General features: G+C 70.0%; 20 protein-coding genes. 10 read left to right on the top strand and 10 right to left on the bottom strand.

Annotated elements, in window-relative coordinates; genetic code table 11:
* Positions 1–21: 21 nt before the first annotated feature.
* A complete protein-coding gene (locus tag ACFQU4_RS36195; RefSeq protein WP_377501711.1) occupies positions 22–1,626 on the bottom strand; it encodes an extracellular solute-binding protein in 1,605 nt (534 codons plus the stop codon).
* 19 nt (positions 1,627–1,645) lie between these two features.
* Positions 1,646–3,112 (bottom strand): extracellular solute-binding protein, encoded by a 1,467-nt coding sequence (locus tag ACFQU4_RS36190; protein ID WP_377501709.1) that lies wholly within the window; start codon positions 3,110–3,112, stop codon positions 1,646–1,648.
* Between the two features lie 273 nt (positions 3,113–3,385).
* On the opposite strand from ACFQU4_RS36190, the gene ACFQU4_RS36185 reads away from it, so the two are divergent.
* From ACFQU4_RS36185 to ACFQU4_RS36155, 7 genes are all read left to right on the top strand, one after another.
* A complete protein-coding gene (locus tag ACFQU4_RS36185; protein ID WP_377501707.1) occupies positions 3,386–6,895 on the top strand; it encodes a PQQ-binding-like beta-propeller repeat protein in 3,510 nt (1,169 codons plus the stop codon).
* Between the two features lie 133 nt (positions 6,896–7,028).
* Positions 7,029–8,102, top strand: a complete 1,074-nt coding sequence (locus ACFQU4_RS36180; RefSeq protein ID WP_377501705.1) for a LacI family DNA-binding transcriptional regulator — start codon at positions 7,029–7,031, stop codon at positions 8,100–8,102.
* A complete protein-coding gene (locus tag ACFQU4_RS36175) occupies positions 8,099–9,730 on the top strand; it encodes an exo-alpha-sialidase (protein ID WP_377501703.1) in 1,632 nt (543 codons plus the stop codon). The genes ACFQU4_RS36180 and ACFQU4_RS36175 overlap by 4 nt, the downstream gene beginning before the upstream one ends.
* A gap of 38 nt (positions 9,731–9,768) precedes the next feature.
* Positions 9,769–10,701 carry a DUF6772 family protein gene (locus ACFQU4_RS36170; protein WP_377501701.1) on the top strand — a complete coding sequence of 311 codons (933 nt, stop codon included), beginning with the start codon at positions 9,769–9,771 and terminating at the stop codon, positions 10,699–10,701.
* A gap of 22 nt (positions 10,702–10,723) precedes the next feature.
* Entirely contained in the window at positions 10,724–11,050 is a 327-nt protein-coding gene (locus ACFQU4_RS36165) for a DUF6385 domain-containing protein (RefSeq protein ID WP_377501699.1), read from the top strand.
* Between the two features lie 71 nt (positions 11,051–11,121).
* A complete protein-coding gene (locus ACFQU4_RS36160; RefSeq protein WP_377501697.1) occupies positions 11,122–12,621 on the top strand; it encodes an ABC transporter substrate-binding protein in 1,500 nt (499 codons plus the stop codon).
* 43 nt (positions 12,622–12,664) lie between these two features.
* A complete protein-coding gene (locus tag ACFQU4_RS36155) occupies positions 12,665–14,509 on the top strand; it encodes a glycosyl hydrolase family 28-related protein (protein ID WP_377501695.1) in 1,845 nt (614 codons plus the stop codon).
* A gap of 74 nt (positions 14,510–14,583) precedes the next feature.
* Here the strand turns inward: ACFQU4_RS36155 and ACFQU4_RS36150 are convergent, their stop codons facing one another.
* From ACFQU4_RS36150 to ACFQU4_RS36135, 4 genes are all read right to left on the bottom strand, one after another.
* Positions 14,584–17,400 carry a vitamin B12-dependent ribonucleotide reductase gene (locus ACFQU4_RS36150; protein WP_377501693.1) on the bottom strand — a complete coding sequence of 939 codons (2,817 nt, stop codon included), beginning with the start codon at positions 17,398–17,400 and terminating at the stop codon, positions 14,584–14,586.
* A 28-nt stretch (positions 17,401–17,428) separates the two neighbouring features.
* The gene (nrdR, locus tag ACFQU4_RS36145) at positions 17,429–17,974 is read right to left on the bottom strand and encodes a transcriptional regulator NrdR (RefSeq protein WP_377501691.1); all 546 of its coding nucleotides are present in this window, start codon (positions 17,972–17,974) and stop codon (positions 17,429–17,431) included.
* Positions 17,975–18,130: 156 nt separating this feature from the next.
* Positions 18,131–18,610 carry a DUF2752 domain-containing protein gene (locus ACFQU4_RS36140; protein ID WP_377501689.1) on the bottom strand — a complete coding sequence of 160 codons (480 nt, stop codon included), beginning with the start codon at positions 18,608–18,610 and terminating at the stop codon, positions 18,131–18,133.
* Positions 18,611–18,659: 49 nt separating this feature from the next.
* Positions 18,660–19,571: an acyl-CoA thioester hydrolase/BAAT C-terminal domain-containing protein gene (locus ACFQU4_RS36135; RefSeq protein WP_377501687.1), complete on the bottom strand. Its 912-nt coding sequence runs from the start codon at positions 19,569–19,571 to the stop codon at positions 18,660–18,662.
* Between the two features lie 96 nt (positions 19,572–19,667).
* Between ACFQU4_RS36135 and ACFQU4_RS36130 the strand changes: the two genes are divergently transcribed.
* Complete coding sequence (locus tag ACFQU4_RS36130; RefSeq protein ID WP_377501685.1) at positions 19,668–20,255, top strand: GNAT family N-acetyltransferase; 588 nt, start codon at positions 19,668–19,670, stop codon at positions 20,253–20,255.
* A gap of 964 nt (positions 20,256–21,219) precedes the next feature.
* Complete coding sequence (locus ACFQU4_RS36125; RefSeq protein WP_377501683.1) at positions 21,220–21,753, top strand: RDD family protein; 534 nt, start codon at positions 21,220–21,222, stop codon at positions 21,751–21,753.
* On the opposite strand, the gene ACFQU4_RS36120 is transcribed toward ACFQU4_RS36125, so the two are convergent.
* The gene (locus ACFQU4_RS36120) at positions 21,728–22,069 is read right to left on the bottom strand and encodes a hypothetical protein (protein WP_377501681.1); all 342 of its coding nucleotides are present in this window, start codon (positions 22,067–22,069) and stop codon (positions 21,728–21,730) included. The two genes, ACFQU4_RS36125 and ACFQU4_RS36120, sit on opposite strands and share 26 nt — an antisense overlap.
* 264 nt (positions 22,070–22,333) lie before the next feature.
* Between ACFQU4_RS36120 and lexA the strand changes: the two genes are divergently transcribed.
* A complete protein-coding gene (lexA, locus tag ACFQU4_RS36115; protein WP_377501679.1) occupies positions 22,334–23,197 on the top strand; it encodes a transcriptional repressor LexA in 864 nt (287 codons plus the stop codon).
* Positions 23,198–23,209: 12 nt separating this feature from the next.
* Here the strand turns inward: lexA and ACFQU4_RS36110 are convergent, their stop codons facing one another.
* The 3 genes from ACFQU4_RS36110 to ACFQU4_RS36100 are packed head-to-tail and all read right to left on the bottom strand — an operon-like array spanning position 23,210 to position 25,776.
* A complete protein-coding gene (locus ACFQU4_RS36110; protein ID WP_377501677.1) occupies positions 23,210–23,434 on the bottom strand; it encodes a VOC family protein in 225 nt (74 codons plus the stop codon).
* The gene (locus tag ACFQU4_RS36105) at positions 23,431–23,664 is read right to left on the bottom strand and encodes a VOC family protein (protein WP_377501675.1); all 234 of its coding nucleotides are present in this window, start codon (positions 23,662–23,664) and stop codon (positions 23,431–23,433) included. The genes ACFQU4_RS36110 and ACFQU4_RS36105 overlap by 4 nt, the downstream gene beginning before the upstream one ends.
* A 30-nt stretch (positions 23,665–23,694) precedes the next feature.
* Positions 23,695–25,776 (bottom strand): ATP-dependent DNA helicase, encoded by a 2,082-nt coding sequence (locus tag ACFQU4_RS36100; protein WP_377501673.1) that lies wholly within the window; start codon positions 25,774–25,776, stop codon positions 23,695–23,697.
* Between the last annotated feature and the right edge of the window lie 66 nt (positions 25,777–25,842).

The following is a 25,842-nucleotide window of genomic DNA, read 5'->3' as shown; positions in this document are numbered from 1 at the left end:
TGATCAGCTGACCGCAGCGGATCACCTTTTCTGCAAGGCTTCCTGGTACTCCTCGCGCTGCTTGTCGCCGGTCTCGCTGCGCCAGCGGCCGACCTGGGCGTCCCAGTCGGCGACCGTCTTCCGGCCGACCACGATCTCCTTGATCAGGTCGTTCATCGCCGTGGCGGCGGTGGCACCGGAGGATGCGGCCGCGTCGGAGTAGAGCCCGAGCACCGGGTTGGTGGCCCCGGTGGGCAGGATCTGCTTGAGGTAGTCGTACTGCTTCCGGACGATCGCCTCGTTCTTCGGGGTGTAGAGGACCGAGGCCCCCTGACTGCCGACGTAGGCGATCCCGGGCGGGACGTCGGTGTCGGTGGCCGGCAGCCGGATCGGGTCGGACCCCTCGCGCTCGAAGTGCTTGCCCTCGAGACCGTACGCGAGCAGGAACTGTTCCTCGGTGCCGAACGGCGAGGCCAGGAAGTCGCAGAACCGCAGCAACTCCTTGACCCGCTCGTCGCTGCCCTTCTTGATCGCCACGTACGCGCCGTAGCCCGCGACGCCGAGGTGCTTCACCGCCGGCCCGCCGCCGTCCCACTTCGGCAAGATCATCGCGCCGACGTTCCAGGCCGGGTACTGCCGCACGAAGCCGCCCCAGCCGGTGAACGCCTGCAGGTAGATCGAGGTCCGGCCGCTCTGCCACCAGGTCACGTTGCCGGAGCCGACCGAGGCGGAGTCCGGGTGCAGGTAGTTCTTCTGGTACATCTGCGCGACCTGGTCCAGCGCGTCCTTCATCACCGGCAGCTCGTAGACGTGGGTCAGCGTGCCGCCCTCGTTCTGCCACTGGTTCGGCGCGCCCATCATCTCCAGCATCGCCGGCACCATCCAGCCCGCCGGATCGGCGCCCATCGCGTAGACGGAGTTGCGCGCGTCGGTGATCTGCTCGCACAGGTCCAGGAAGTCCTGGCCGTCCCGCAAATCGGGCGTCTCGGTGATCCCAGCCTTGGCGAACATGTCGCCGCGGTAGGTGGCGATCGTGCCGGCCGGCGGCCGCGGCTGGGCGATCCCCCAGAGCTTGCCGTTGACCTGGCCGATCTTCCAGGTCTCGGTCGGGATCGCCGCCAGCCCCGGATACTCCTTCGCCGCGTCGCCGGCCAGGTAGGGCGTGAGATCGGTGAAGTACTTGTCCAGCACGCCGGGCAGCCCCGGCACGCCGACGATCTGCACCAGATCCGGTACGTCGCCGCCGGCCAGGGTGACCTGGAGCTTGGCCTGGTAGTCGGCCGAAAGGGTGCCGGTCACGTCGAACGTGAAGCCGGACACCTCCTCGAGCTTCTGCCACCAGGGATTGCTGCTCTTCGGGGCGATGGTCGCGCCCGTCTGCAACAGCGACGTGATCGGGCCGGAGACCTCCGGCACCGGGAAGCCGTCCCGCTTCACCGGTTCGGGATAGGAGAAGTAGCCGGGCGGCACCCCTCCCTCGATCTCCGGCAGATCCGGTTTCACCGTGAACGGGACCCGGGTCGGCAGTTCGCCGCTGCCCGCCTCCCGACTGCTGGGCTGTCCGGACTGGTCGCTGCATCCCGACAGCCCGGCGGCGACCGCCGCCGCGGTGACCGAGGTGCCGACCAGAAATCCTCGCCGATCCACGTCCGCTCCTTGGAGTTGGCTACTTCTTCTGCAGCGCTTCCTGGTACTCCTGCCGCTGTTCATCGCCGCTCTGCTTGCGCCAGCGGTCGACCTGGGCGTCCCAGTCGGAGACCGCCTTGCGCCCGATCACGATCTCGTCGATCGTCGCCTGGACCTCGGTCGCGGCAGCGGCACCGGACGTCACGGAGGCCTCGGAGTAGAGACCGAGCACCGGGTTCTGGATCCCGCCGGGCAGCACCTTCTTCAGGTAGTCGTGCTGCTTCTGCACGATCTCCTTGCTGTTCGGCGTGTAGATCACGGCCGAGCTCTGGCCGCCGATGTAGCCGATGCCGGGCGGGGAGTTCGTCGTCGCGGCGGGCAGGGCGACCGGGTCGCCGCCGCCCTCCTTCTTGAAGTCGGTTCCCTCGATGCCGAAGCTGATCAGGAACTGCTCCTCGGTGCCGAACGGCGAGGCCAGGTAGTCGCAGAACTTCAGCAGTTCCTTGACCCGCTCGTCGCTGCCCTTCTTGATCGCGACGTACGCCCCGTAGCCGGCGACGCTGAGCTGCTTGGCGGCCACGCCGCCGCCCTCCCACTTGGGCAGGGTCAGCACGTCGAGGTTCCAACCGGGGTTCAGCTTCGCGTACCCGCTCCAGCCGGCGAACGACTGGAGGTAGACCGACGTCCGGCCGCTCTGCCACCAGGTGTAGTTCTCCGCGCCGGCCGCGGCCGAGTCCGGATGCAGGTAGCCCTTCTTGAACATCTGCGCGACCTGGTCGAGGGCGTCCTTCATCACCTCGGTCTCCCAGACGTACGTGAGCTTGCCGCCCTCGTCCTGCCACTGGTTCGGCGCGCCCATCATCTCCAGCATGGCCGGCACCATCCAGCCGGCCGGCCGCGCGCCCATGGCATAGATCGAGTTCTTGGCGTCGCTGACCTGGCCACAGAGGTCGAGGAAGTCCTGCCCGTCGCGCAGTTCCGGCGGCTCGTTGATGCCGAACTTCGCGAACAGGTCGCCGCGGTAGCTGGGGATGGTGCCGGCCGGCGGTCGCGGCTGGGCGATGCCCCAGATCTTCCCGTTGACCTGGCCGATCTTCCAGGTGTCGGTCGGGATCGACGCCAGACCGGGGTATTCCTTGATCGCGTCGCCCGCCAGGTAGGGCGTCAGATCGGTGAAGTACTTGTCCAGCACGCCGGGCAACCCCGGCACGCCGACGATCTGCACCAGATCCGGTACGTCGCCGCCGGCCAGGGTGACCTGGAACTTGGCGGTGTAGTCGGCCGAGACGACGCTGGCGATGTTGAAGTTGAACCCGGAGGACTCCTCCAGCTTCTTCCACCACGCGTTGCTGTCCCGCGGCGTGACCGCCGCGTTCCCCTGCAGCAGTGCAGTGATCGGCCCGGAGGCGTTCTGGTGCGGGAAGCCTTCCCGCTTGACCGGCTTCGTCGGGTACGCGAAGTAGGCCGGCGGCACACCGCCCTCGATTTCCGGGAGGTCCGGCTTCACGGACTCGAAGGGCACCCGGGTCGGCAGCTCACCACTTCCGGCTTCACGGCTGCTGGGCTGTCCGGTCTGGTCGCTGCACCCGGACAGTCCGACGGCTACGGCCGCGGCGGTCAATGATGTGCCGAAAAGAAATCCACGTCGATCCATTTCAGCTCCTTTCTGGTAGCTCCATCATCGTAGATAAGGTCAGACACATTAGCTAGTTAAGTGTGTCCCAATGTTGTTACAGTGATTCGACGACGCGGTCTCGCTCGATCACTTCTGAGGACATCGATGCGCCCCCTGCCCACCTGGGCCGAACTCAACGCCGACTATCCCGTTCCGCTGACCAAGATCATCGACGTGCCCGGTCCGGACGCGTTCACCATGATCAACCGGTCCGGAACGACGTTCCAGATCAGTTGCCCGGATTCGCCGCCGGGCCGGGCCGCCGGCCAGCGGCTGGCCGAACGGCTCCGGGAGGCCAGTCGCACGGCCGGGCTCGGCACCACGGTGCCGGAGCCGGTCGCCGCGGGCTGGCCGGCCGGCGAGCCCCGGACGCCGCAGGAGTTCCGCGCGGGTACGGAGTCGCTCCGGATCATGATCGGCAACCTGGACAGCAACCCCGACTTCGCCGGGCTCTACCACCGCCAGTGCCTCCCGGTGGATCCCACCTTCCCCGGCCACGGCGGCGCCTACCTGCGCACCTTCACCGATCCGTGGGGCCACGGCGTCGACGCCTTGATCATCGGGGTCAGCGACGACGAGGACCTGGACACCGCGCTGGAACTGCTGGAGCCGTACCTGATCATCGAGCCGGGCCGGGTCGCGATCGCCCGGGTGCACCAGGTGGTGATCGCCGACGAGCTGCGGCGCCGGTATCCGCAGCTGTCACCGGACCACGACGGAGAGGGACTCGGCGCCGAGGAGTTCCGGGCCGCGGCCGTGCAGGCGTACCGGACCAGGACCCATCGCGGGATGACGCCGTACCTGAACCATCTGGCCCTGATGTATCAGCTGACCGGCGACCCCGGGTTCACCGAGCGCTACCTGGCGATCTTCACCGACATGATCACCGAGACGGCGGCCTGGCAGCCGGACCAGTGGGGACGCTGGGGCTTCGACGCCGACTTCGCCGCGGTGGGCATGATCGCCGGCTGGCACGCGATCAAGGACTCCCCCACCTTCACCGCCGAGGACCGGCGGCAGCTGACCGCGCACCTGCTGGCCTACCTCGGCAACAGCGAGGAGCAGTGGGTGATGCACCAGGCCACGGCGAGCCATCCGGCCCGACACAACCACTTCACCTTCGCCGCGCTCGGGCTGCTGTTCGGCGCGACCATGATCGCCGGGAGCCACGATCCGGACCGGGCCGAGCGCTGGCTGGCGATGGCCGACGAGTGCTTCGGCCCGCAGCTCACCGCGACCAAGCCGACCGAGGACTGCGACAGCTACGGCTGGCTGACCCTCGCCCACACGCTGCGGTACGCCCTCGTCCGACCCCACCCGGCCTACGTCGAGGACGCCTGGTGCCGGGCCACGCTGGACCGCGGCATCACGGCCATGGACAACCTCGGCCACCAGGTGCCGCACGGCGACGCGTCGCGCTACGACGGCAACTACACCGAGCTCGCGTTCTGGGCGCCGGCCGCCTGGCTGCTGCAGGATCCGGCGGCCCGCTCGCTGGTGTCGCGCAAGCTCAGCTCCCGGCCGGAGCCGGCCCACCTCGGGATCGACCCGATCGGGCACGACTACGGGTCCTCGGCCTGGCGCCGCGACGACACCCTGTTCACCGTGGCGCCGATCGACGTCCGGCCGCTGGAGCCGGCCTTCGTCGAGAGCGTACGACTGCCGGCGCCGGCCGACGGGTTCGACAAGCTGGCCCTGCGGGACGGGATCGGCGAGGCCGACCGCTACCTGCTGCTGGACGGTGTCGGCGTCGGCGGGCACGGCCACGTCGACGCCGGGGCGATCGTCCGGCTCACCTCGCGGAACCGGCTCTGGCTGGAGGACGCCGACTACGACAAGATCTCGGCGAACTTCCACAACACCGTGTTGATCTTCCGCGACGGCGAGACGTCGGCCCGGCCGCCGTACGCGAGCCTGCGCTGGCAGTTCCATGATCAACGCGCGGCGATGGCCACCGTCGGCCTGGCCGGCCTGGCCGGCTGCGACTGGAACCGTTCGGTGATCATGCTGCCCGGGCTAGGCTTCCTGGTGGTCGACACGATCACCGCCGGCACCGCCGGGCCGGTCGAGACGCACTGCCTGTGGCGGACCGTCGGCCGCACCGAGCAGGACGGTGACCGCTGGACGACGATCATGGGCGAGGAGCGCCTCCGGCTGATCACCGCGGCCCCGGCCGGCACGTGGCGGACCGAGCTCGCCGCGGAGCCGTACCGGCGAACGAACTGGCCGGACTATCGCTACGCCGAGCCGGAGGTCTCCGTGCTCCGCCAGGTGTCCGCGGCCGACCTCCGGGCCGGCGAGTCCCGGACCCTGGTCCACCTGCTGGCCGACGGCCCGGGCGAAGCTGCCCTGGAGCGGTCCGGCGACCTGGTCCGGATGATCATCGGGAACCAGTCCCGGCAGCTCGATCTGGGTGCCCTCGCCGCCGGCGACGGCCCGCGCGTGATCACCGACGCCGCCCCCACCGCCAGTCCGACCCGATCATTCCCTGAGCCCGCACTCCCATCGTCCCCTGAGCCCGTACTTCCAACGCTCCCTGAGCCCGAACTTCCAACGCTCCCTAAGCCTGTCGAAGGGCAGGCCACCTCGCACCCCGAACCCGGCTGGTCGTTCGAGCACCCGGCCACCGCGACGTTGATCACCGACCTGGCCGGCGACGGCACCGACCGGCTGTTGCTCGGCGACGCGACCGGGGTGTCCTGCTACCGCGAAGATCAACTTCTCTGGCGCGCGGACACCGTGGCGCCGGTGACGGCGCTCGGCCGCGGCGGCGGGCCGGACGGGTCCGGGATCATCGTCGGCCAGGCCGACGGCCGGCTCGCCGTGCTCGCCCCGGACGGCGCACCGCTGTGGCGGCAGACGTTCCAGCCGCACATGGGTCACCCGGCGACGGTGCGGGCCGCGTTCTCCGCCCGGCTCGACCCGGACGGGCCGCCGTCGGTGATCATCGCGACGGAGAGCTGCCACGTCGAGGCGTTCACCGGCGACGGCGACTTCCGCTGGCGCTACGAGGTGGTCCATGCCGCGTCCGCGGCCGGCCCGGCCGACCTGGACGGGGACGGCCTGGACGAGATCATCGCCGCCACCGAGTACTGGACCTGGCACGCCGTCCGCCCGGACGGGACCGCGCTGTTCCGGACCCGTGGCGTCGAGAGTTCCGGCGGGTCGGTCGTCGCTTCCGTACCGAATCCCGGCGGGGCCGGAAGGCTTGCCGTGTTCGGCGGCTGGGACGGGCACCTGACCGCCTACCGCCCGGACGGCGAGCGGGCCTGGGACCGCGCGTTCGGCGACGTGATCACCGCGGTCACCAGGACCGGCGACGATTTGATCATCGGGACCAGGGCGGGCTTCCTGTACCGGGTCGCACCGGACGGATCGACGCGCTGGCAGCGCGGGGTCGGATCCGCGGTGGTCGCCGCGACCGTCGCCGGCGGCACCGTCGTCGTCGCCACCACCGGCCCGGTGCTGCGATTCGGCCTCGACGGCACCGACTCCGGCCACCTCAAGCGACCGGGTCCGGTGCTGCAGGTCGCACCGTTCCGCGTCGACAACGGCACCGGTTTGTACCTCCGCGACGGGGCCGGCGGACATGCCTGGCTCCCGTACCTGAGCTGAAGAATCGCACGCCAACACCGGGCCGCTGGCCCGGCCGGATGGCTGCACGGAATATCGCCCGGAAGCCCTTGACGGCGCCCGCACCCGATTCGTAACGTGAGGTACACGCTATTCATACGTATTAAGGATGTCAATGGCCGCTCAGCGACGACGCGCGACCCAGAAGGACATCGCGACCCGGCTCGGCATCTCCCAGTCGACGGTGTCGCTGGTCGTCAGCGGCGGCCCGGCCAGTGACCTGATCGCCGAGGGCACCCGGCGACGGGTGCTCGAGGTCGCCACCGAACTCGGCTACGCCGTCAACGCGTCGGCGCGCAACCTGAAGGGCGGGGTGAACCGGCTGCTCGGCGTCTACACGTTCGAGCCGGTCTTCCCGGTGGACCAGCGCGACTTCTACTTCCCGTTCCTGCTCGGCGTGGAGGAGGCGACCGCCGAACACGGCTACGACCTGCTGCTGTTCAGCTCCGCCAGCGCCGGCGGCGACCGGCGGATCTACGCCAACGGCGTGAACCGGCTCAAGGTCGCCGACGGCTGCGTCCTGCTCGGCCGCCGGTTGCACCAGGACGACATGGCGGCGCTGCTCCGCGAGGACTTCCCGTTTGTCTTCATCGGCCGCCGCGACGTGCCGGGCCACGACCTCTCCTATGTCGGCGCCGACTACGTCGGAGCGACCCGGACGGTCGTGCGTTCCCTGGCCGAGCTCGGGCACCGGCGGCTCGCGTACCTCAAGGTCGCCCATGATCAGGAATGGACGAAGGACCGCGAGACGGGCTTCCGGCAGGGCGTCGAGGAGCTGGGCCTGCCGGCGGACGGGATCCTGCTGCATCCGTTGGAGGATTCGGACGTCGTCGCCGAGTCCTTGATCGAGGACTGGCTGGCGGCCGGGATCACGGCCGTTCTGGTGGAACCGAGCCAGGACGACACCGCGATCTCCGCCGTGGAGCGGGCCGTCACCGCGGTCGGGGCGCGGATCCCGGAGGACCTGTCGGTGGTCGTGCTCGGTGATCCGCCGCTGGTCAACGCGACCGCCCGGGACTGGACCCGGTTCGCCATCCCGCGCGAGCAGATGGGCCGGGCCGCCGTCCAACTGCTCCTCGAACTGCTCGCCGACGAGGCCGGCGCGGCGCGGCAGCTGATGCTGGACTGCATCCCGATCCCCGGGGACTCGGTGGCGGCACCCCGGACCCGGCCGGTGGCACGGTCGTGAGGAGCCCCGATGCGACCCCACGACGCACCTTCCTGGCCGGGGCCGGGACGATCACGGCGGCGATCGTGACCGGTTCCGCGGGCGCGGCGGCGGCCGAACCGACCGACGACTCCCCCGGTACCGCCGACCGGCCGGGACGCCTCGAGCAGACGACGCTGTGGATCCGCGGCGAGAACGGCTGGGTCGACTTCCGGGTCCACGCGGTCGACACCACCCCGGCCGGTGTCGTGCTGGCCTTCAGCGAGGCCCGGGTCGGCACCAGCGCGGACGACGGGCCGAAGGACCTGGTCCTGCGCCGCAGCCTCGACGGCGGCCGGACCTGGGAGCCGACGACGTACCTGGAACGGCAGGACGGTGGCGGCTGGGCCAACCCCACTCCGGTGGTCGACCGGCGCACCGGCCGGATCACCGTCTGGTACGCCTGGAACGACCGCGGCCAGGCGTCGCGGGTCTTCCGCCGCTGGTCGGCCGACGACGGACTCAGCTGGAGCGACCCGACCGAGGAGACTCACCTCTTCACCGGCAACCCGGAGGGCTGGACGTTCCATCTGCCCGGTCCCGGCCGCGGGATCCAGCTCGCCGACGGCCGGCTGCTCGTCGAGGTCTGGCACCGGCGGCCGCTGGACCTGCCCGCCGCCGAACGGGACTACACGGCGAGCGTGATCTACAGCGACGACGGCGGCCTGACCTGGGCGCGCGGCGGCACCGTCCCGGACGGCGCCGGCCTCGGCCTGAACGAGGCACGGATCGCCGAGCTGGCCACCGGCGAAGTGATCATGAACTCGCGACTGGGCGGCGGCGTGAGCAACACCAGCCGCGCCGCGGCCCGGAGCCGGGACCGTGGGCTGACCTTCACCGAAGCCGCGATCGAGACCAATATCCCGCCGCACGCGGGGATCACCGTCGGGTTGGCCGCCCGGGTGGACCGGCACGGGGTCGAGCGGGTCGTCTACACCAGCCCGGTGGCCGGCACGGCCCGGGACACCCTGTATGCGCGGATCAGCCACGACGGCGCCGAGTCCTGGTCCTGGGGCCGCGTGGTCGACGACGCCCGGGTCGGCTATTCCGATGCGGTCTGGCTGGACGACGCGACGGCACTGGTGCTGTACAGCCGGCTCGGCGGCTCCGGTGCCGAGACGCTCGACGTGGTGGCGGGCCGGTTCGACCTCGGCTGGCTCAGCCAGGGCCACGACGACGTACGGACCGGGCCGGTCGGGCTCCGGCATCGGCATCAGGCCGAGGGGCTCCGGGCCGAGTCCACCGTTCCCCGGGCACCGATGATCATCGACCCGGCGGCCGGCGGCTCCGCCGTGCTGGCCGTGCCTGCGGCGGCCCGCCAGGACGGGCACACCATGATCATCGTGCCGCCGACGTCCGGCCAGCGCCGGCTGCGGTGCCGGTTCCGTGCTCCCGGGCGGGAATCCGGCGCGGCGGTGATGATCAAGGTCGACGGCCGCCGCCGGGGCGGGGTCGTCGCCACGTCGACCGGCGACCCGTACCTCGAGGTCGAGCTCGGGATGATCATGGTCCGGGCCTGCCGACCGGTGCGGATCGAGTTCGTCGCCGTCGATCCCGGTCCCGACGCCGGCTACGCGTTCCAGGTCGACGAGCTCCGGCTCGACCCCTAAGCATCCATCGCATCCATCACTCTTCGCTCGGAGGCACAGTGCAGAAGGTCATTCAGTACGAACGAGGCCTGGAGAAGTTCAAGCCGTTGCGCAACATCGTCACCTACGACGACTTCGATCGTGGTTTCAACGGCTGGTTGGACCTGACCCCGAACTTCGTCAACGACGACTACCGGCACCACCCGTCGGAGGTCGACCTGGCCAGCTGGGCGCCGTCCATGATCAGCGCGGCGCCGATGCGGTTCGCCGCGACGCACGGGTCGATGGAGGGCACGTACTCGCTGAAGCTGAACACCAAGCCGGTCGCCAACCGCTACGAGGAGAAGCCGGCCGACGGCAGCATGGGTGTCGCGCTGAAGCGGCTGTCGAACTTCGACCCGGACCTGCGGCACGTCCAGATCGAGACCTGGTACGCGTACACGCCGCAGCAGGACCGGCTCGGCTTCGGCGAGGAGGACCTGCGGGCCTTCGGGTTCTACTTCGACATCCAGGACTCCGAGTACCGGTGGATGCCCGGCGTCCGCTACGTCAACTCCGTGAACGGCGAGCTGACCAAGAAGTGGCAGTACTGGAAGGTCGCCGACGGCGTGACCAAGAAGGACTGGTGCTACGGCCGCGAGGACGGCTGGCAGCGGCCGGGCGTGGACAACCTCTGGTACGGACGCCGCTTCCCGGACGGCTCGGCCGACGCCTTCCAGTGGGTGCCCGACGGCGCCCAGGACCTGCTGTACAACGAAAGCCCGGACAAGATCAACTGGCTCTACTTCCGGCTCCTGATCGACTACCAGGCCCGCGAGTACGTCGAGCTGCAGAGCATGGACCGGACGTTCGACCTGCGCGGCCTGGCGCCGACGCTGGTCAGCCCGTACAAGAGCATCACCAATCTGATCAACCCGATCTTCTTCGTCGAGACCGACACGAATCGCAGCGTAAACCTCTTCCTCGATTCCGTCGTCTACTCCACCGACTGACCACGCCACGGAGGCCAACGCAGTGCTCAACTTCGCCACGTCCGTCATCGAACGCCGGCTCACGATCAGCGACGTCCACGCGACCCATCCGTACGAAGCGGGCTGGGCCGCCGAGGCCGTCTTCTTCGTCCAGGTCGAGGGTGATCATCCGGACCTGTCCGTCCAGGCCCAGATCTCCCCCGACGGCCTGCACTGGGTCGACCGCGGCGAGTCCCGCGTGATCGCGGCCGAGGAGGAGATCATCGCCATCGAGCTGGCCAACTTCGGCGGCTGGCTCCGGCTGACCTTCGCCGGCGCGACACCCGAACAACCAGCCAGGGTCCTGGTGCACCTCGCCCTGAAGGGCTGATCACCCGTCCCGATCACCACGCATGCAGTACCGACTCAACGAGGAGTGAGGCCATGAGAACCCTTCGGCCTGTGGCGGTTGCGACCGCCGCGATCCTGACCATGATCATCGCCGGCTGCAGCACGACCAGCACCGGCCCCGCGACGCCGGGCTCCGGCGAGCCAGGCGGCGGCGAGCTCGCCGTGGCCGGCCAGTTCCCAATCGAGTCCATCGACCCCAACGGGAAGCTGGCCATCGACGGCGGCACCCGGGTCGCCTCGATCCAGCTGTACAGCCCGCTGCTGCGCACGATCGGCCCGGGCGAGTTCGAGGGCGTCGCCGCGGAGAAGTGGGACGCCGGCGCCGACGCCAAGACGTTCGAGTTCACCCTGAAGGAGGGGATCGCCTTCTCGGACGGCTCCCCGATCACCGGCCAGGACGTCGCGGCCGCCTTCACCCGGACGGTCGAGTCGGACGGCCCGTACTCGGCCAACTTCATCGGCGTCCAGGTCGAGGCCACCGACCGTACGGTGACCTTCACCGCGCCCGCCGCCGACCCGGCCCTGCCGGCCAAGCTGACCGGGCTGATGATCACTCCGGCCAGCGCCACCGTGCAGAGCTACGAGGGCAAGCCGGTCACCTCGGGGCCGTTCGCCGTCGAGTCGTTCTCCCCCGGCGGCGACCTGGTCATGATCCCGAACGAGCACTACTGGGGCGACCAGCCGAAGGTCGACCGGATGACGATCCGGTCGATCCCGGAGCTGGCCACCCGGGTCACCGCGCTCGGCACCGGCGAGCTGGACGTCATCTGGGGCATGTCCGACGACGACGTCCGCCAGCTTCGCGCCAACCCCGAGATCAAGATCGAATCCGCGGTCGGCTCCGCGGTGATCACGATGTGGATGAACGCCTCGACGCCCGCGCTCAAGGACGCGAAGGTACGGCGCGCGCTGTGGCAGGCGGTCGACTTCGACAAGTTGATCACCCAGCTCTATCCGGAGAGCGGCAAGCCGGCGGACTCCGTCCTGGCGCCGACCGTCTTCGGCTACGCGCCGCAGCAGCCGGTCGCCCACGACCCGGACGCCGCCAAGCAGGCCCTGGCCGACGCCGGCTTCGACTTCGAGAACACCACCTTGCGGTTCCACTTCTCGCAGGCCCAGTTCAAGCAGTGGGTGCAGTCGGTCGCCTCCGATCTGGCAGCCGTCGGGGTCAAGGTCGAGGTGCTGGAGAAGGAGCAGGCCGTCTACACCGAGGACCTGCTGGCGCTGCGCTGGGACATCAACATCCAGCAGGTCGGCACCCTCGGCCTGGACGCCTCGTACAACCTCGGCCGGCTCTACCCCTGCGCCGCAAAACGTACCGGCTACTGCAATCCGGACCTGGATGCGCTGCTGAAGAAGGCCGGCAGCTCCACCGATCCGGCCGCCCGCGAGCAGGCCTATGCCGACGCCACCGCCCTGATCTGGAACGAGGCCGTCGGCATGTACCCGATGTTCGTCGACAACGTCTTCGCGACCCGGACCACCGTCGCGGGCTTCGTCGCCGACGGCGAAGGGCTGCCGCGCTTCGACAACGTCTCGGTGACCGAATGACCACCACGAACCCACGCCAACATCGATCGATTGGAGCAGTGCGATGACCGACGACGACATCAATCTCAACCGCCGCAGGATGATCATGGCCGGCGCGGCCGGGATCGGCCTGCTCGCCGCCACCAGCAGCGCGGCGAAGGCCGAACCGCCGAGCACCACGAACGAGGACGGCACGCCCGTACTCACCCCGCAGCATTTCGGCGCCGTCGGCGACGGTGTGGCCGACGACAGCGACGCCATCCAGGCCGCTATCAACGCGGCCCGGAAGCAACAGAACAAGATCGTCGTACTGCCGCCCGGGCAGTACAAGGTCACCAAGACGATCGTCGTCGGTGATCACGAGTACGAGACTCCCGGCGAACACCTGAACCGCTTCGTGCTGCGCGGCTACGGCATGTTCGGCGAGGAGCCGTCCAAGATCATCTTCCACCAGGACGGGATCGGGATCCGCTGGGAGGCCTCGCTCGGCGGCATCCACGGGGTCGCGTTCGACGCCCCGGCCAAGACCGCCAACAACGTCGCGCTGCACATCGCCCGGACGGCGAACACCGACGACACCGACGTGATCATCGTCGAGTGCTCGTTCCTCCGGTTCCAGCGGGCCATGGAGAGCGTCGGCCGCGGTTTCCTCTTCACCAAGAACAAGGTCGCCGTCTGCTCGACCGGGATCACCATCTCCTGGCCCACCGAGGGAGTCCAGGGGTCCGGCGTGCACCTGCTCCCGTACGGGCTGCGCAAGTGGCTGATCACCGACAACCACTTCCACTCCAACTTCGACGCGATCGTGTTCAATGGCGCCCCGGACGGCGACTTCCGCGGCGCGGTGATCAGCAACAACCTGCTCGACATCGGCCGCCGGCTGTTCAAGGGCAGCCTGATCAACTCGACGATCACCGGCAACGTGGTCGAGAACGGCACCGGCAACGCGATCATCGAGATCAACTCCGGCGGCCACAACCTGACCATCAGCGGCAACGTGATCGGCGGCTTCGACACCACGCCCGGCGCCTGGGACCCGCCCCGGTACGCCATCCAGTTCGGCGGGTCGGTCGAGGCGAAGAACGTCACGATCTCGGCCAACTCGTTCAACTGGATCGCCGGCTCCCCGATCCGGTTCGACCGGCCGGCCGACAAGATCAGCATCACCGCGAACTCGTTCGATCACTGGAACCTGAGCAAGGCGTCGGCCCACGCCGCCGTGCTCGCCATGGCCGACGCGACCCGGTTCGCGGTCAGCAGCAACGCCTTCTCCACCGGAGGGAATCCGGACGGTGCGCCGATCAAGATCACCGGCGCGCTGAGCGAGTCCAACGTGATCGGCAACGTGTTCGAGTCCTCCGCCCTGGTCGCCGCCGGCACCATCGCGGCCGACTCGTTCGTCGAGTCCGAACCCGGGCGGTTCTCCCGGCTCCAGCTCGCCGCGCCGAAGGGCGGCGCCGCCCGGGTGGTGAGCACCGCCACCGAGGGAGTCGCGGCCAAGGAACGCCTCGGCGGCTACCTGGTCGAGAGCGCGCTGGCCGCGGGATCCGGACCCGGCATCAAGGGCGGCATCGACGTGGTGGCCGTCAACGACGGCGGCTCGGCAGCCACCAACCTGCTCTGCTCGACGAACTCGACCAACGAGGTGGTGTCCTTCCAGGCCAGCGTCGCCGGGCTGATCCCGCCGGCCGACAACGCCCGCGACCTCGGCAGCGCGGACGCCGGGCTACGGTCCGTCTACACCCACGCGACCCGGCTGCACCCGTACACGGTCGCCACGTTGCCGCCGGCCGGCGACTCTCCCGGCGCCCTGATCCAGGTCGGCGACGGTCACGACGGCAAGCCCTGCCTGGCGCTGTCCGACGGCACCGCCTGGCGCCGCATCCCGCTCGCCGACCCGATCGCCTGATCGTGCCCTGAGCCTGTCGAAGGGCCGGGCCATCTCGGACCTCGCCCTTCGACAGGCTCAGGGACCGTCGGGGTTCAGCTGCAGCCGCTGGTCGAGCCGCAGCCTTCGCAGACGTAGCAGCTGCCGCTGGGCCGCATCTTCGTCCCGCAGCTGAAGCAGAGCGGGGCGTCGACGCTGGTGCCGGAGATCGACTCCACCAGTTCGGCGGTCGTGTGCACCGACGGATCGGCCGGAGTGGCGGCCGGGGTCGCGTCCGGCTCGGCCTCGCCGTCCGTACTCTTCAGCGACTCGGATTCGCTCACCGAGTCGTCGGCCGGCAGGTAGGAGCCGGTCTCGACCTGGCGGGCGCGTTCCTCGGCGGTGTAGATGCCGAGCTCGGCGCGGCGCTCGACCGACAGATGATCAAGGGCCAGCCGCCGGAAGATGTAGTCCATGATCGACTGCGCCATCCGGATGTCCTTGTCGTCGGTCAGACCGGCGGGCTCGAACTTCAGGTTGGTGAACTTCTGGATGAACGTCTCCAGCGGCACCCCGTACTGCAGGCCGATCGAGACCGCGATCGAGAACGCGTCCATCACGCCGGCCAGGGTCGAGCCCTGCTTGCCGAGCTTGAGGAACACCTCGCCCAGCCCGTCGTCCGGATAGGAACCGGAGGTCATGTAGCCCTCGGCGCCGCCGACGGAGAACGAGGTGGTCAGGCTCGGCCGGGTCTTCGGCAGCCGCTTGCGGATCGGCCGGTATTCGATCACGGTCTGGTCGGCCGGCGCGTCCTTCTGCTTCGCCTTGCCGTCGCTGAGCGGCTGGCCGACCTTGCAGTTGTCCCGGTAGACGGCGAGCGCTTTGAGGCCGAGTTTCCAGCCCTGCAGGTAGACCTCGCCGATCTCCTCGACCGTCGCCGTCTCGGGCAGGTTGACCGTCTTGGAGATCGCGCCGGACAGGAACGGCTGCACCGCGGCCATCATCCGGACGTGGCCCATCGGCTTGATCGCCCGCTCGCCCATCGCCGTGTCGAACACCTCGTAGTGCTCGGTCCGCAGCCCGGGCGCGTCGATCACGTGGCCGTGCTCGGCGATGTATTCCACGATCGCCTCGGCCGTCTCGTCGGCGTAGCCGAGCTTCCGCAGCGCCCGCGGCACCGTCTGGTTGACGATCTGCAACGACCCGCCACCGACCAGCTTCTTGAACTTGACCAGCGAGAAGTCCGGCTCGATGCCGGTCGTGTCGCAGTCCATCATGAAGCTGATCGTGCCGGTCGGCGCCAGCACGCTCGCCTGTGCGTTCCGGAACCCGTTGGCCTCGCCGGACTTGATCACCGCGTCCCAGGCCGCCGTCGCCCGCTTCTGGACGGACGAGTCCAGCGACCCGACCGGCCGCAGCGCGTCGTTGGCGGCCTGGTGCTTGCGCATCACCCGGCGGTGCGCCTCGGCGTTCCGGCTGAAGCCCGCGTACGGACCGACGGCGCCGGCGAGCTCGGCCGAGCGATGGTACGAGGCACCCGTCATCAGCGACGTGATCGCGGCGGCGAGCGCGCGCCCGCCCTCGGTGTCGTAGCCGTGGCCGGTCGCCATCAGCAGCGCACCGAGGTTGGCGTACCCGATGCCGAGCTGGCGGAAGTCCCGGGTGGTCTGGCCGATCGCCTCGGTCGGGAAGTCCGCGAAGCAGATCGAGATGTCCATCGCGGTGATGATCAACTCCACCGCCCGCTCGAACCGCTCCGCGGCGAAGGTGCCGTCGTCGGCCAGAAACTTGAGCAGGTTCAGGCTGGCCAGATTGCAGCTGCTGTTGTCGAGGCTCATGTATTCCGAGCAAGGGTTGGACGCGTTGATCCGGCCGGACTCCGGGTTGGTGTGCCAGTCGTTGATCGTGTCGTCGTACTGCAGCCCGGGATCGGCGCACTCCCACGCCGCCTTGGCGATCTTGTCGAACAGCTCGCGGGCGTCCACGGTGTCGACGATCCGGCCGTCGGCACGGGCACGCAGGCCGAACTCCGTGCCGTCGTCGACGGCGCGCATGAACTCGTCGGTGACCCGGACCGAGTTGTTGGCGTTCTGGTACTGCACCGAGTTGATGTCGCGGCCGCCGAGGTCCATGTCGAAGCCGGCCTCACGGAGCGCGCGGATCTTCTCCTCCTCGCGCGCCTTGGTCTCGACGAACTCCTCGATGTCGGGATGATCGACATCGAGCACCACCATCTTCGCGGCCCGCCGGGTGGCGCCGCCGGACTTGATCGTCCCGGCGCTCGCGTCGGCGCCGCGCATGAACGAGACCGGCCCCGAGGCCGTACCGCCGGAGCTGAGCAGCTCTTTGCTGGAACGGATCCGGGACAGGTTGACCCCGGCGCCGGAGCCGCCCTTGAAGATCAGCCCCTCCTCGCGGTACCAGTTCAAGATCGAATCCATCGTGTCGTCGACGGACAGGATGAAGCAGGCGCTGACCTGCTGCGGGGCCGGCGTGCCGACGTTGAACCAGACCGGCGAGTTGAACGAGAAGTACTGGTGCAGCAGCAGCCAGGTCAGCTCGTGCTCGAACGCCTCGGCGTCGCCCGGGGTGGCGAAGTAGCCGTACTGCTCACCGGCCCGGCGGTACGTCCGCACCACCCGGTCGATCAGCTGCCGGAGACTCCGCTCCCGGTTCGCCGAGCCCAGCGCGCCGCGGAAGTACTTCGTCGCAACGATGGTGGCCGCGTTGGCGCTCCAGAAGTCGGGGAACTCGGTCCCCTGCTGCTCGAAGATCGCCTCGCCGGTCTTCCAGTTGGTCTGGACGATGTCCCGGCTCTCCCAGGTGACCTCGGAGTACGGGTGCACGCCGGGTGTGCTGAACACCCGATCGATCCGCAGTCCCCGCGGCGCCGGTCCGGCGCCGTGGGGAATCGACTGTGTGCGCTCCGTCATTGCGTATGGGTTCCTCTCGTCGTGCCCCTCAGGAGTTGGTCCGTCCCGGGGTGAGCTTGTGGGGAGTGAAGTTACTGACCTTGTTGTCGGCGACCTCATCCGGGATCAGCGGTTCGATGCCGAGCGGTTCGGACTCGATCCGCAGCATCGCGATCTCGGACTCGAAATCCTCCAGTGAGTGGTACTGCTTGTAGACGCTGGCGAAGCGGAGGTACGCGACCTGGTCCAGCTCCCGGAGCGGGCCGAGGATCGCGACGCCGACCTCGTCGGCCGGGATCTCGGACTGTCCGCAGGCGCGCAGCGTGTCCTCGACCACCTGGCCGAGCCGGGCCAGCTGGGTCTCGTCGACCGGCCGTCCCTTGCAGGCCTTACGTACCCCGGAGACGACCTTGTCCCGGTTGAACGGCTCCACGACGCCGCTGCGCTTCACGATGACGAGCTGCATCTGCTCGATCGTGGTGAAGCGACGCGAGCAGGACGGGCACTGGCGGCGACGGCGGATGCTGCAGCCATCTTCCGCGGTGCGCGAGTCCAAGACCTTCGAGTCGGTGTGTCGGCAGTACGGGCAGTGCATTCGGTTGTCCTCTCCCCGGGACCCGGCTACCACTATCTGTGGGCCGTGGTCCGTCCCCTGACTACTACATCTAGACCCTATGGCTCACCTGAGCGACACGCAAGGGATCTTAGGGAGTAAATGACAGGCGAGGGATTCGCGGTCTGGTATGGCCCGTCAGAGCAGGTTGCGCAGCAGCAGGTACGCCACCGAGACGACCAGGCCGGCGATCAGCCACCGGGTCGCCGTCATCCGCTTGAGCAGGGCGCCGACCCTCGCCGGCGGCCGTACCTTCGGGCCGCCGACGGCCTCGACGATCCAGAGCACGCCGACCACGGTGAGGCCGATCAGGCCGAGGAAGATCAGTGGGTTGTACGCGAACGCGGCCGCCAGGTCGCCGTGCAGCAGGGCGCTGCCGAGCCGGGTGCCGCCGCAGAGCGGGCACTCCCAGCCGGTCAGCATCCGGAGCGGGCACGGGATGCCCTGGCCGGTGGCCGCATAGAGCGCGCTGAGCGCGACGCCGCCACCAAAGAAGCCGGCCAGGTACTTCAGTCCGGTCGCGGCGCGGAACGGTTCGGACGTCGCGATGGCGGGGACAGCATCGGCTGCGGAGACAGCGCTCCGATCGGCCCGCTGGGTCCCGTGATGTCCGGCCATGCGGCCCATTCTGCACCCCGTGAGTCCGTCCCCGGCGGGCGGCGCTCAGCTAGTCCTGCAGGTGTTCCCGCAGGAATTCCACCGTGAGCCGCCACGCCTCCGCCCGGCCCGCGGTCGTGGCCGCCGGGTCACCGCCGAGTTCGAACGCCACTCCCGGGCCCGGCGAGACCGTACTGGTGATCGGTGGGCCGGGCGGCCCGGCGATGCCGTGGCCCGCACCGGGCAGCACGACATTGCGCCAACTCCGTGGATGCCGCGCCGCCTCGAGCCGGGCGGCGGCAACCGCGTGATACGCGGCGGAGTCCCACATCGCGTCGCGTTCGCCGGCGATCAGCAGGATGGCTGCGTCGCTGCGCTCCACCGGAACGCTGATCAGGTCCAGCGCGGCGGCCTCGGCCGGCAGCGGCGCGTACTGAGCGGCGAGGCCGACCGGCCCGCCGCTTGCCACGGCCGACGTGAAGTCCGCGGAGACCCGGTTCGGCAAGGCCGGCAACGGCACCCCGCCGACCGTCCAGGCGACGGTCGGCGTGCCCATGATCACGTCCACCGAGCCGAGCGTGTAGTCGATGCCCTGGGTGACCACGCCGCTGCCCACGACACTCACCGCGGCGGCGACCCGTTGATCATGGCTCGCCACCAGCAGCGCGGCCTCGCCCCCGCGGGAGCCGCCGAGGATTCCGACCCGCCGGACGCCGGTGCCCAGCAGGAACTCCACCCCGCGGGAGAAGTACTCCAGCGGAAGGTCCTTGAGCACCGGCGGCACGCCGGGCGCCCCGAAGTAGGCCAGGGCGAGGACGGCGAAGCCCTCACCTGCCAGCACCATCGCGTCGTGTTCGTGCAGTCCACCTTCCGACCCGCCCACCAGGACCACACCGCCCTCGGCAGCACCGTCCGCGGGAGTGATCAACAGGCCGCTGAGTCCCGCCGCTCGGGGTTGATCACGATCGACCGTCACGTCCATGGCGGGAGCCTACGGATCGATTCCGACACTCCCCGGACGCCGGGTAAAGGAGCCGAATCCCTGGCGGACCGCACCGGCGCTTGGCAGATTGTCCTGATGACGACAGGCAACCTCACGGTGCGCGGGCTGGACGGGTCGACCTGGGACGCCTTCGCGGAACTCGTCGAGCGCAACGGCGGCGTGATGGGCGGTTGCTGGTGCCAGAACAACCACCGACAGCCCGGTCTCGCCACCCCCGAGGACAAGCGGGCGGCCAAGGAGGAACGGGTCCGCACCGGCCGGGCCCACGCGGCCCTCGTCCTCGACAGCGACGGTCTGGCCCAGGGCTGGGCGCAGTACGGAAGCCCGGCGGAGTTGCCGGGCCTGACCCATCGGCGGGCCTATGCCCAGGATCCGCCGCCGCCCGCCGACTGGCGCATCATCTGCATCTTCGTCGACAAGCGACACCGGAAACGCGGCGTGGCTCGCGCCGCGCTCGGCGGTGCGCTGGACCTGATCGCCGCGGCCGGCGGTGGCCGGATCGAGGCGGTCTCGCAGACGACCGCCGGCCGCAAGGCACCCAGCGGCTTCCTGTTCTCCGCCACCGTCGAACTCTTCGAGGAGTACGGCTTCACGCGGTTCCGCCAGGTCGGCAAGCATTCCTGGATCATCACCAGGACCCTCGACCCCGCCCGACTGTCCTGAGGAGCAGGAACAACGCTCGGGCCGCCCTCGTCCAGACAGCAACGAGCGCTAGGCTCCCGTGCTTGAGCCGCCACGACGGCGGCGTCCCGACGCGGGAGGGCGCACAGTGAGCCAGCCACCGATCGAACCCGGGCACCAGCCCGATCCCGGCACGGCCGGAACCGACCCGGCCCCGCCCCGCGAACCAGCCCCACCGTGGCCATCGGTCCAACAGCCGCCGACCCAGCCGGCGAACCCCGACCAGCCAGCGCAGGCCATGGCCGACCCAGACCGCTCAGCGGCCCCGGCCGGCAGCCCGGACCAGTCAGGGCGCCCCGTGACCAACACGGATCAGGCACCGACCCAGGATCAGGCAGCGGATCCCGCGGGCTTCTCGAACCAGTCGCCGGTCGTCGACGATCTCGGCCAACGGCCGCACTCCGGGGACAGCACGAGCCAAGTGTCTGATCTGCCCGGGGATCATGATCACCAGCTGTCTCCGCCAGCAGCGGAGGACGGCAGTGAGCCTGCCGCGTTCGCACCGCCGACCCGCCCGGGGACACCTGAGTTCTCAGCCGGTGCCGCTGCGGAACCGCCGACCCAGGAGAGCCCTTGGGCCCGCCCGGCCGCTGCCCAGCCCGAGCCCGAACAGCAAGATCCGGCGCAATCCTGGTCTCAACCCGGATCGGTTCCATCCGGTGCACCGCAAGCCGGACCGTCCCAGCCCGGTTCGACCCAGCCCGAGACGGCAGGACCAGGGCCGAGGCCATCCGAGTCCGGTCAGCCGTGGGCGCCGGAGCCCGGGGAGAACTCCTGGGTTGCGCCCGGGCCTGCTCCTGCCGAGCAGCCCTGGACCGGCGGCGGACCGGGGCCGAACCAGGCACCGCCGTACCAGCCGGGACCGGGAGCATTCGCCCCACAGGGCCCGCCGGCCGCACCGCCCGGGCCAATGCAGCCGGCGCCGGTTGCGGGCCGGCCGTATCCGATGCCGTTCCCACCCCGGCCGCAGCTCCGCACGGACTACGCGCACTGGGGCAAGCGGGTCGGGGCGAACCTCATCGACTCGATTCCGTCGCTGATCTACGTGGTCGTCTTCATGATCGGCTACATGAACGTGATCTTCACGATGTTCGCGTCCATTCAGACCTCGGGCCGCTTCAACCCGGATCTGTCGGGCCTGACGGTCTGGATCGTCGTTGTCGTGGTGCTCTGGTTGATCTCTCTCGGCTGGACGATCTACAACCGATGGATCACGGCCGGGCGGACCGGCCAGTCACTCGGCAAACGGGTGATGAAGATCAAATTGATCGGCGAGCAGAGCGGGCAGCCGATCGGCGCGGGTTACGCCTTCTTGCGGGACATCGTGCACGTCATCGACGGTGCCGCCTACATCGGCTATCTCTGGCCACTCTGGGACGACAAGCGGCAAACCCTTGCCGACAAGGTCATGCAGACGATCGTCGTCGACCAGCCGGCCGAGCAGGCCGGGCCGGTCAGCGAACGGCCGACTGCGCCGTAGGCCGGTAGTCGTCGCTGGTGACCCGCGCCACGGTCGCGCCGATCACGGTCAGCGCCGCGGCGGCGATCAGCAGCCCGACGACCATGATCACCGCGATCCCCCGGCTGGTCAGCCGCCACTGCACATCCAGGTCACGCACCGGCACGACGCCCGCGTCGCGGCAGGAACGCACACCCGCCACGGGGACCTTCCGCACCTGCGGACCGCGGATCGCGGTCACCGGCTGCGTCACCGGCCGGCCCAGCCGGGCCGATCCACGGCTGGGACGACGAACGCGAGTCCGGGTCGGATTCGCGATCAAGGCTGCTGTCGCCATCGCCTTCTCCCTCTGTCAGCTCGAACTGATGTTCGATAGAACGTGTGTTTGATAATGCCCATTCGTTGCCGTCGAAAGCAAGCACATTCGCACGCGTGTTCGGGTGTGTCTTCCGATGAACTTGAGTCAATCAGCGACCACTGACAGTCCGCCCCGGACAAGATCGCCGACCGGGTTCGGGGCTCCCCCAGGTGTTCGAACGGACCGACACGCCGGTCGAACAGATGTTTGAATTTGTCGTACCGCTTCTCTACTGTCAGGTGCATGGCGAAGCGCGACGACAATGCATCGGACAAGAAGCGGGGCCCGGCGACGCGGTCACGGGCGACCGACGACGCGTCGAAGACCCCCACCACCCCGGCGCGCCGTCGTGGCCGGCCGCGCGACGCCGACGTCGCCGCCGAACTCGGCGCGACCGTCAGCTCGCTGCCGGACGGCCCGATCGACGCCGCCGGGCTGACTCCGCGGCAGCGCCGCGTCCTCGAGGTGATCAAGGAAACGGTCGAGGCCCGCGGCTACCCGCCGAGCATCCGGGAGATGGGCGACGCGGTCGGGCTGGCCAGTTCGTCCAGCGTGGCGCACCAGTTGAAGGTGCTCGAGGCCAAGGGGTTCCTGCGCCGCGACCCGAACCGGCCGCGCGCGCTCGAGGTTCTGCTGCCGGGCGATCCGGCGGCCGCCGCGGTGGCGCGGCCGGTCGCGTCGGCGACCCAGTCGGAGTTCGACGAGTCGGAGGTCGGCAACAGCTTCCCGGCGCCGGTGCACGTTCCCGTCCTGGGCCGGATCGCGGCCGGCGGCCCGATCCTGGCCGAGGAGCAGGTGCAGGACGTGTTCGCGCTGCCCCGTCAGCTGGTCGGCGACGGCGAGCTGTTCCTGCTGGAGGTGCGCGGCGACTCGATGGTCGACGCCGCGATCTGTGACGGTGACTGGGTGGTGGTCCGGAAGGCGCAGACCGCCGAGAACGGCGACATCGTCGCGGCCCTGCTGGACACCGAGGCGACCGTCAAGACGTTCAAGCGCACCGGCAGCCAGGTCTGGCTGATGCCGCACAACCCGGCCTACGACCCGATCGACGGCAACCACGCCACGATCCTCGGCAAGGTCGTCGCCGTGCTCCGCCGGCTCGGCTGATCGCCGGCGTCGCTAGACGACGCAGAACTCGTTGCCTTCGGGGTCGGTGAGCATCACGTGATCGAGATGCTCGCCAACCAGGAGCCGGGCCTGCACAGTGGCGCCGGCCGCGACGACCTCGGCAACCTTGCGTTCGATGCGCTCGCGCCGCACCGCCTGATCGACCTGACGCCCACCGGACACCTTGAGGTCCGGATGCAGCCGGTTCTTCGCCGTCTTCCGCTCCGGCACCGTCACGAAGGAGCACGACGCCCGCGGCCCGCCGGATCCTGGATTGCGGCCAGCTCGTTCCACTCCTCGCGCGGGACCTCGTGCTCGGTCAGCCAGGCCTCCCAGCTGTCCCAGCCCGTCGGTGGCGGAGCCGGCTCGTACCCGAGCGCCCGCGCCCAGAAGTTCGCCTGGGCGCCCGCATCGGCGCAGTCGAAGGTGAATCCGAGCCCGGGCGGTTCGGCCGCAGCTGAGTCCATGATCCGACGCTAGCCGCGGCCGCCGACAGTTCAGGCCGTCCCGGGCGGCGTCGTCAGCCGGCGCAACGCCTGCACGGCGACCTCGCGGTCCCGGGTCGGCCAGAACGACGGCAGGGACGCGCGCAGGAAGCTGCCGTACCGCGCCGTGGCCAGCCGCGGATCCAGGATCGCGACCAGGCCGCGATCGCTGATCCGGCGGATCAGCCGCCCGGTGCCCTGCGCCAGCAGCAGCGCGGCGTGCGTCGCCGCCACCGCCATGAAGCCGTTGCCACCGGCCTCGGCCACCGACCGCTGCCGGGCCAGCAACAGCGGGTCGTCCGGCCGCGGGAACGGGATCCGGTCGATGATCACCTGGATGCAGGTCGAGCCCGGCACGTCGACGCCCTGCCACAGCGACAGCGTGCCGAACAGCGAGCTCTCCTCCTCGGCGACGAACCGCCGCTTGAGCTCGGTCAGCTGGGCGTCACCCTGACAGAGGATCGTCTGCTTCGGCAGCTGTTTCCGGACGTACGTCGCGGCGGCCTCGGCGGCCCGCCGGGACGAGAACAGCCCGAGGGTACGGCCACCGGCGGCCCAGACCAGTTCGGCGATCTCGGCCAGCGTCGCGTCCGCCATGCCGTCCCGGCCGGGCGGCGGCAGATCGGTCGCGATGTAGAGGATGCCCTGCCGCGGATAGTCGAACGGCGAACCGACGTCGAGCCCGCGCCACGGCTGTGGCCCGTCGGGATTCTCGCCCTCGGTGTCCCCGTCGCCGGACGGTACGGAGTCGTCCCGTTCCTCCGGCCGCAGCCCGACCGACGCCGCGACCGGTCCGAAGTCGCCGCCGAGCCGCAACGTCGCCGAGGTGAGCACGACCGTCCGCGCCCCGAAGATGCTGGACCGCATCAGCCCGGACACCGAGAGCGGCGCCACGCAGGCCTCCCGGCCGGTCCGCTCCCGCTCGGTCACCCAGATCACGTCGTACTGGCTCATCCCGGCCATCCGCTCGGCGATGTCGAAGATCTCCTTCACCGCCGCGGCCGCCTGGCGCTGCTCCGGATCGGTCTTCTCACCGCCGCTGGTCAGGTCGCTGACCGCCCGCCGGGCCGCGACCCGTACCGTCGCGCAGGCCAGGCCCAGCGGCGAATCCGCGTCCTCGATCCGTTCCAGCGGCGACTCGTCCAGAGCCGCCCGCAGCGTGTCCGCCGATTCGAGCAGATCCAGCGCAACCTCGTCCTCCAGGTATCCCGCCGCGCGCCGGCCGACCCGTTCGATGGCCTGCGGGCTCAGCTCGGCGGACGCCGCGCCGGTCACCCGGGAGACCAGCTCGTGCGCCTCGTCGATGATCACCGCGTCGTGCTCCGGCAGCGCGGTCTCGCCGTGCATCGCGTTGATCGCCAGCAGCGCGTGGTTGGTGACGATCAGGTCGGCGGCCCGGGCGACGTCGCGGGACCGCTCGACGAAACAGGAGTCACCGTACGGACAGCGCTGCACGCCGAGGCATTCCCGCACCGGGATCGACACCTGCTGCCAGGCCCGTTCCGAGTGGCTCGGTGCGCCGTCCCGGTCGGCCAAACCGGTCCGGTCGTGCTCCTCCTCGATCCATTCCCGCAGCCGGAGCACCTCCGCGCCGAGCGCCGACTCCGGCTCGGCCGTCCCGGCGCTGGGCAGGGTCGAGGCGAGATCGTCGACGCCGAACAGCGCCGCCTGGTCGTCCGCTCCCCCGCTCCGAGCCCGGTACAGGCAGGCGTAATTGGTCCGGCCCTTGAGCACCGCGTGCCGGGGCTGCTTGCCGGACACCTTCTTGACCGCCTCGAGCGCGGCCGGGATGTCGTTGTCGGCCAGCTGGCTCTGCAGGGCCAGGGTCGCGGTGGCGACCACGATCCGGGTCGCCGAACCCTCGACGAGCTTGATCAACGAGGGCGCCAGGTAGCCGAGCGACTTGCCGGTGCCGGTGCCGGCCTGGACCAGCAGATGGCGGCCCGAATCCAGGGCGGCGGCGATGGCGTCAGCCATCTCCACCTGACCGGGACGTTCCTGGCCGGAGATCCCCGAGACGGCGGCGTCGAGCACCTTCCGGTGCCCCGGATCCGTCGTCTCGTTCTCGCGTACCTGCGCCGTCGGTTCCGCCACCACCCGACAACCTTAAGGGCCCTCGCCGACAGTGGGCCCTTCGACAGGCTCAGGGCACGGAGTTGG

This window comes from Microlunatus sp. GCM10028923, assembly GCF_042666975.1.
Taxonomy (GTDB): domain Bacteria; phylum Actinomycetota; class Actinomycetes; order Propionibacteriales; family Propionibacteriaceae; genus Microlunatus.
This window is presented reverse-complemented; position numbering and strand designations above follow the sequence as displayed.

What these genes read in the sequence shown, in the direction of transcription:
- ACFQU4_RS36180 (WP_377501705.1), top strand. Translation starts at nt 7,029, where the DNA reads ATGGCCGCTCAGCGACGACGCGCGACCCAGAAGGACATCGCGACCCGG.
- ACFQU4_RS36120 (WP_377501681.1), bottom strand. Translation starts at nt 22,069, where the DNA reads ATGGCGACAGCAGCCTTGATCGCGAATCCGACCCGGACTCGCGTTCGT.
- ACFQU4_RS36155 (WP_377501695.1), top strand. Translation starts at nt 12,665, where the DNA reads ATGACCGACGACGACATCAATCTCAACCGCCGCAGGATGATCATGGCC.
- ACFQU4_RS36130 (WP_377501685.1), top strand. Translation starts at nt 19,668, where the DNA reads ATGACGACAGGCAACCTCACGGTGCGCGGGCTGGACGGGTCGACCTGG.
- ACFQU4_RS36140 (WP_377501689.1), bottom strand. Translation starts at nt 18,610, where the DNA reads ATGGCCGGACATCACGGGACCCAGCGGGCCGATCGGAGCGCTGTCTCC.
- ACFQU4_RS36185 (WP_377501707.1), top strand. Translation starts at nt 3,386, where the DNA reads ATGCGCCCCCTGCCCACCTGGGCCGAACTCAACGCCGACTATCCCGTT.
- ACFQU4_RS36105 (WP_377501675.1), bottom strand. Translation starts at nt 23,664, where the DNA reads ATGGACTCAGCTGCGGCCGAACCGCCCGGGCTCGGATTCACCTTCGAC.
- ACFQU4_RS36150 (WP_377501693.1), bottom strand. Translation starts at nt 17,400, where the DNA reads ATGACGGAGCGCACACAGTCGATTCCCCACGGCGCCGGACCGGCGCCG.
- lexA (WP_377501679.1), top strand. Translation starts at nt 22,334, where the DNA reads ATGGCGAAGCGCGACGACAATGCATCGGACAAGAAGCGGGGCCCGGCG.
- ACFQU4_RS36135 (WP_377501687.1), bottom strand. Translation starts at nt 19,571, where the DNA reads ATGGACGTGACGGTCGATCGTGATCAACCCCGAGCGGCGGGACTCAGC.
- nrdR (WP_377501691.1), bottom strand. Translation starts at nt 17,974, where the DNA reads ATGCACTGCCCGTACTGCCGACACACCGACTCGAAGGTCTTGGACTCG.
- ACFQU4_RS36125 (WP_377501683.1), top strand. Translation starts at nt 21,220, where the DNA reads ATGCCGTTCCCACCCCGGCCGCAGCTCCGCACGGACTACGCGCACTGG.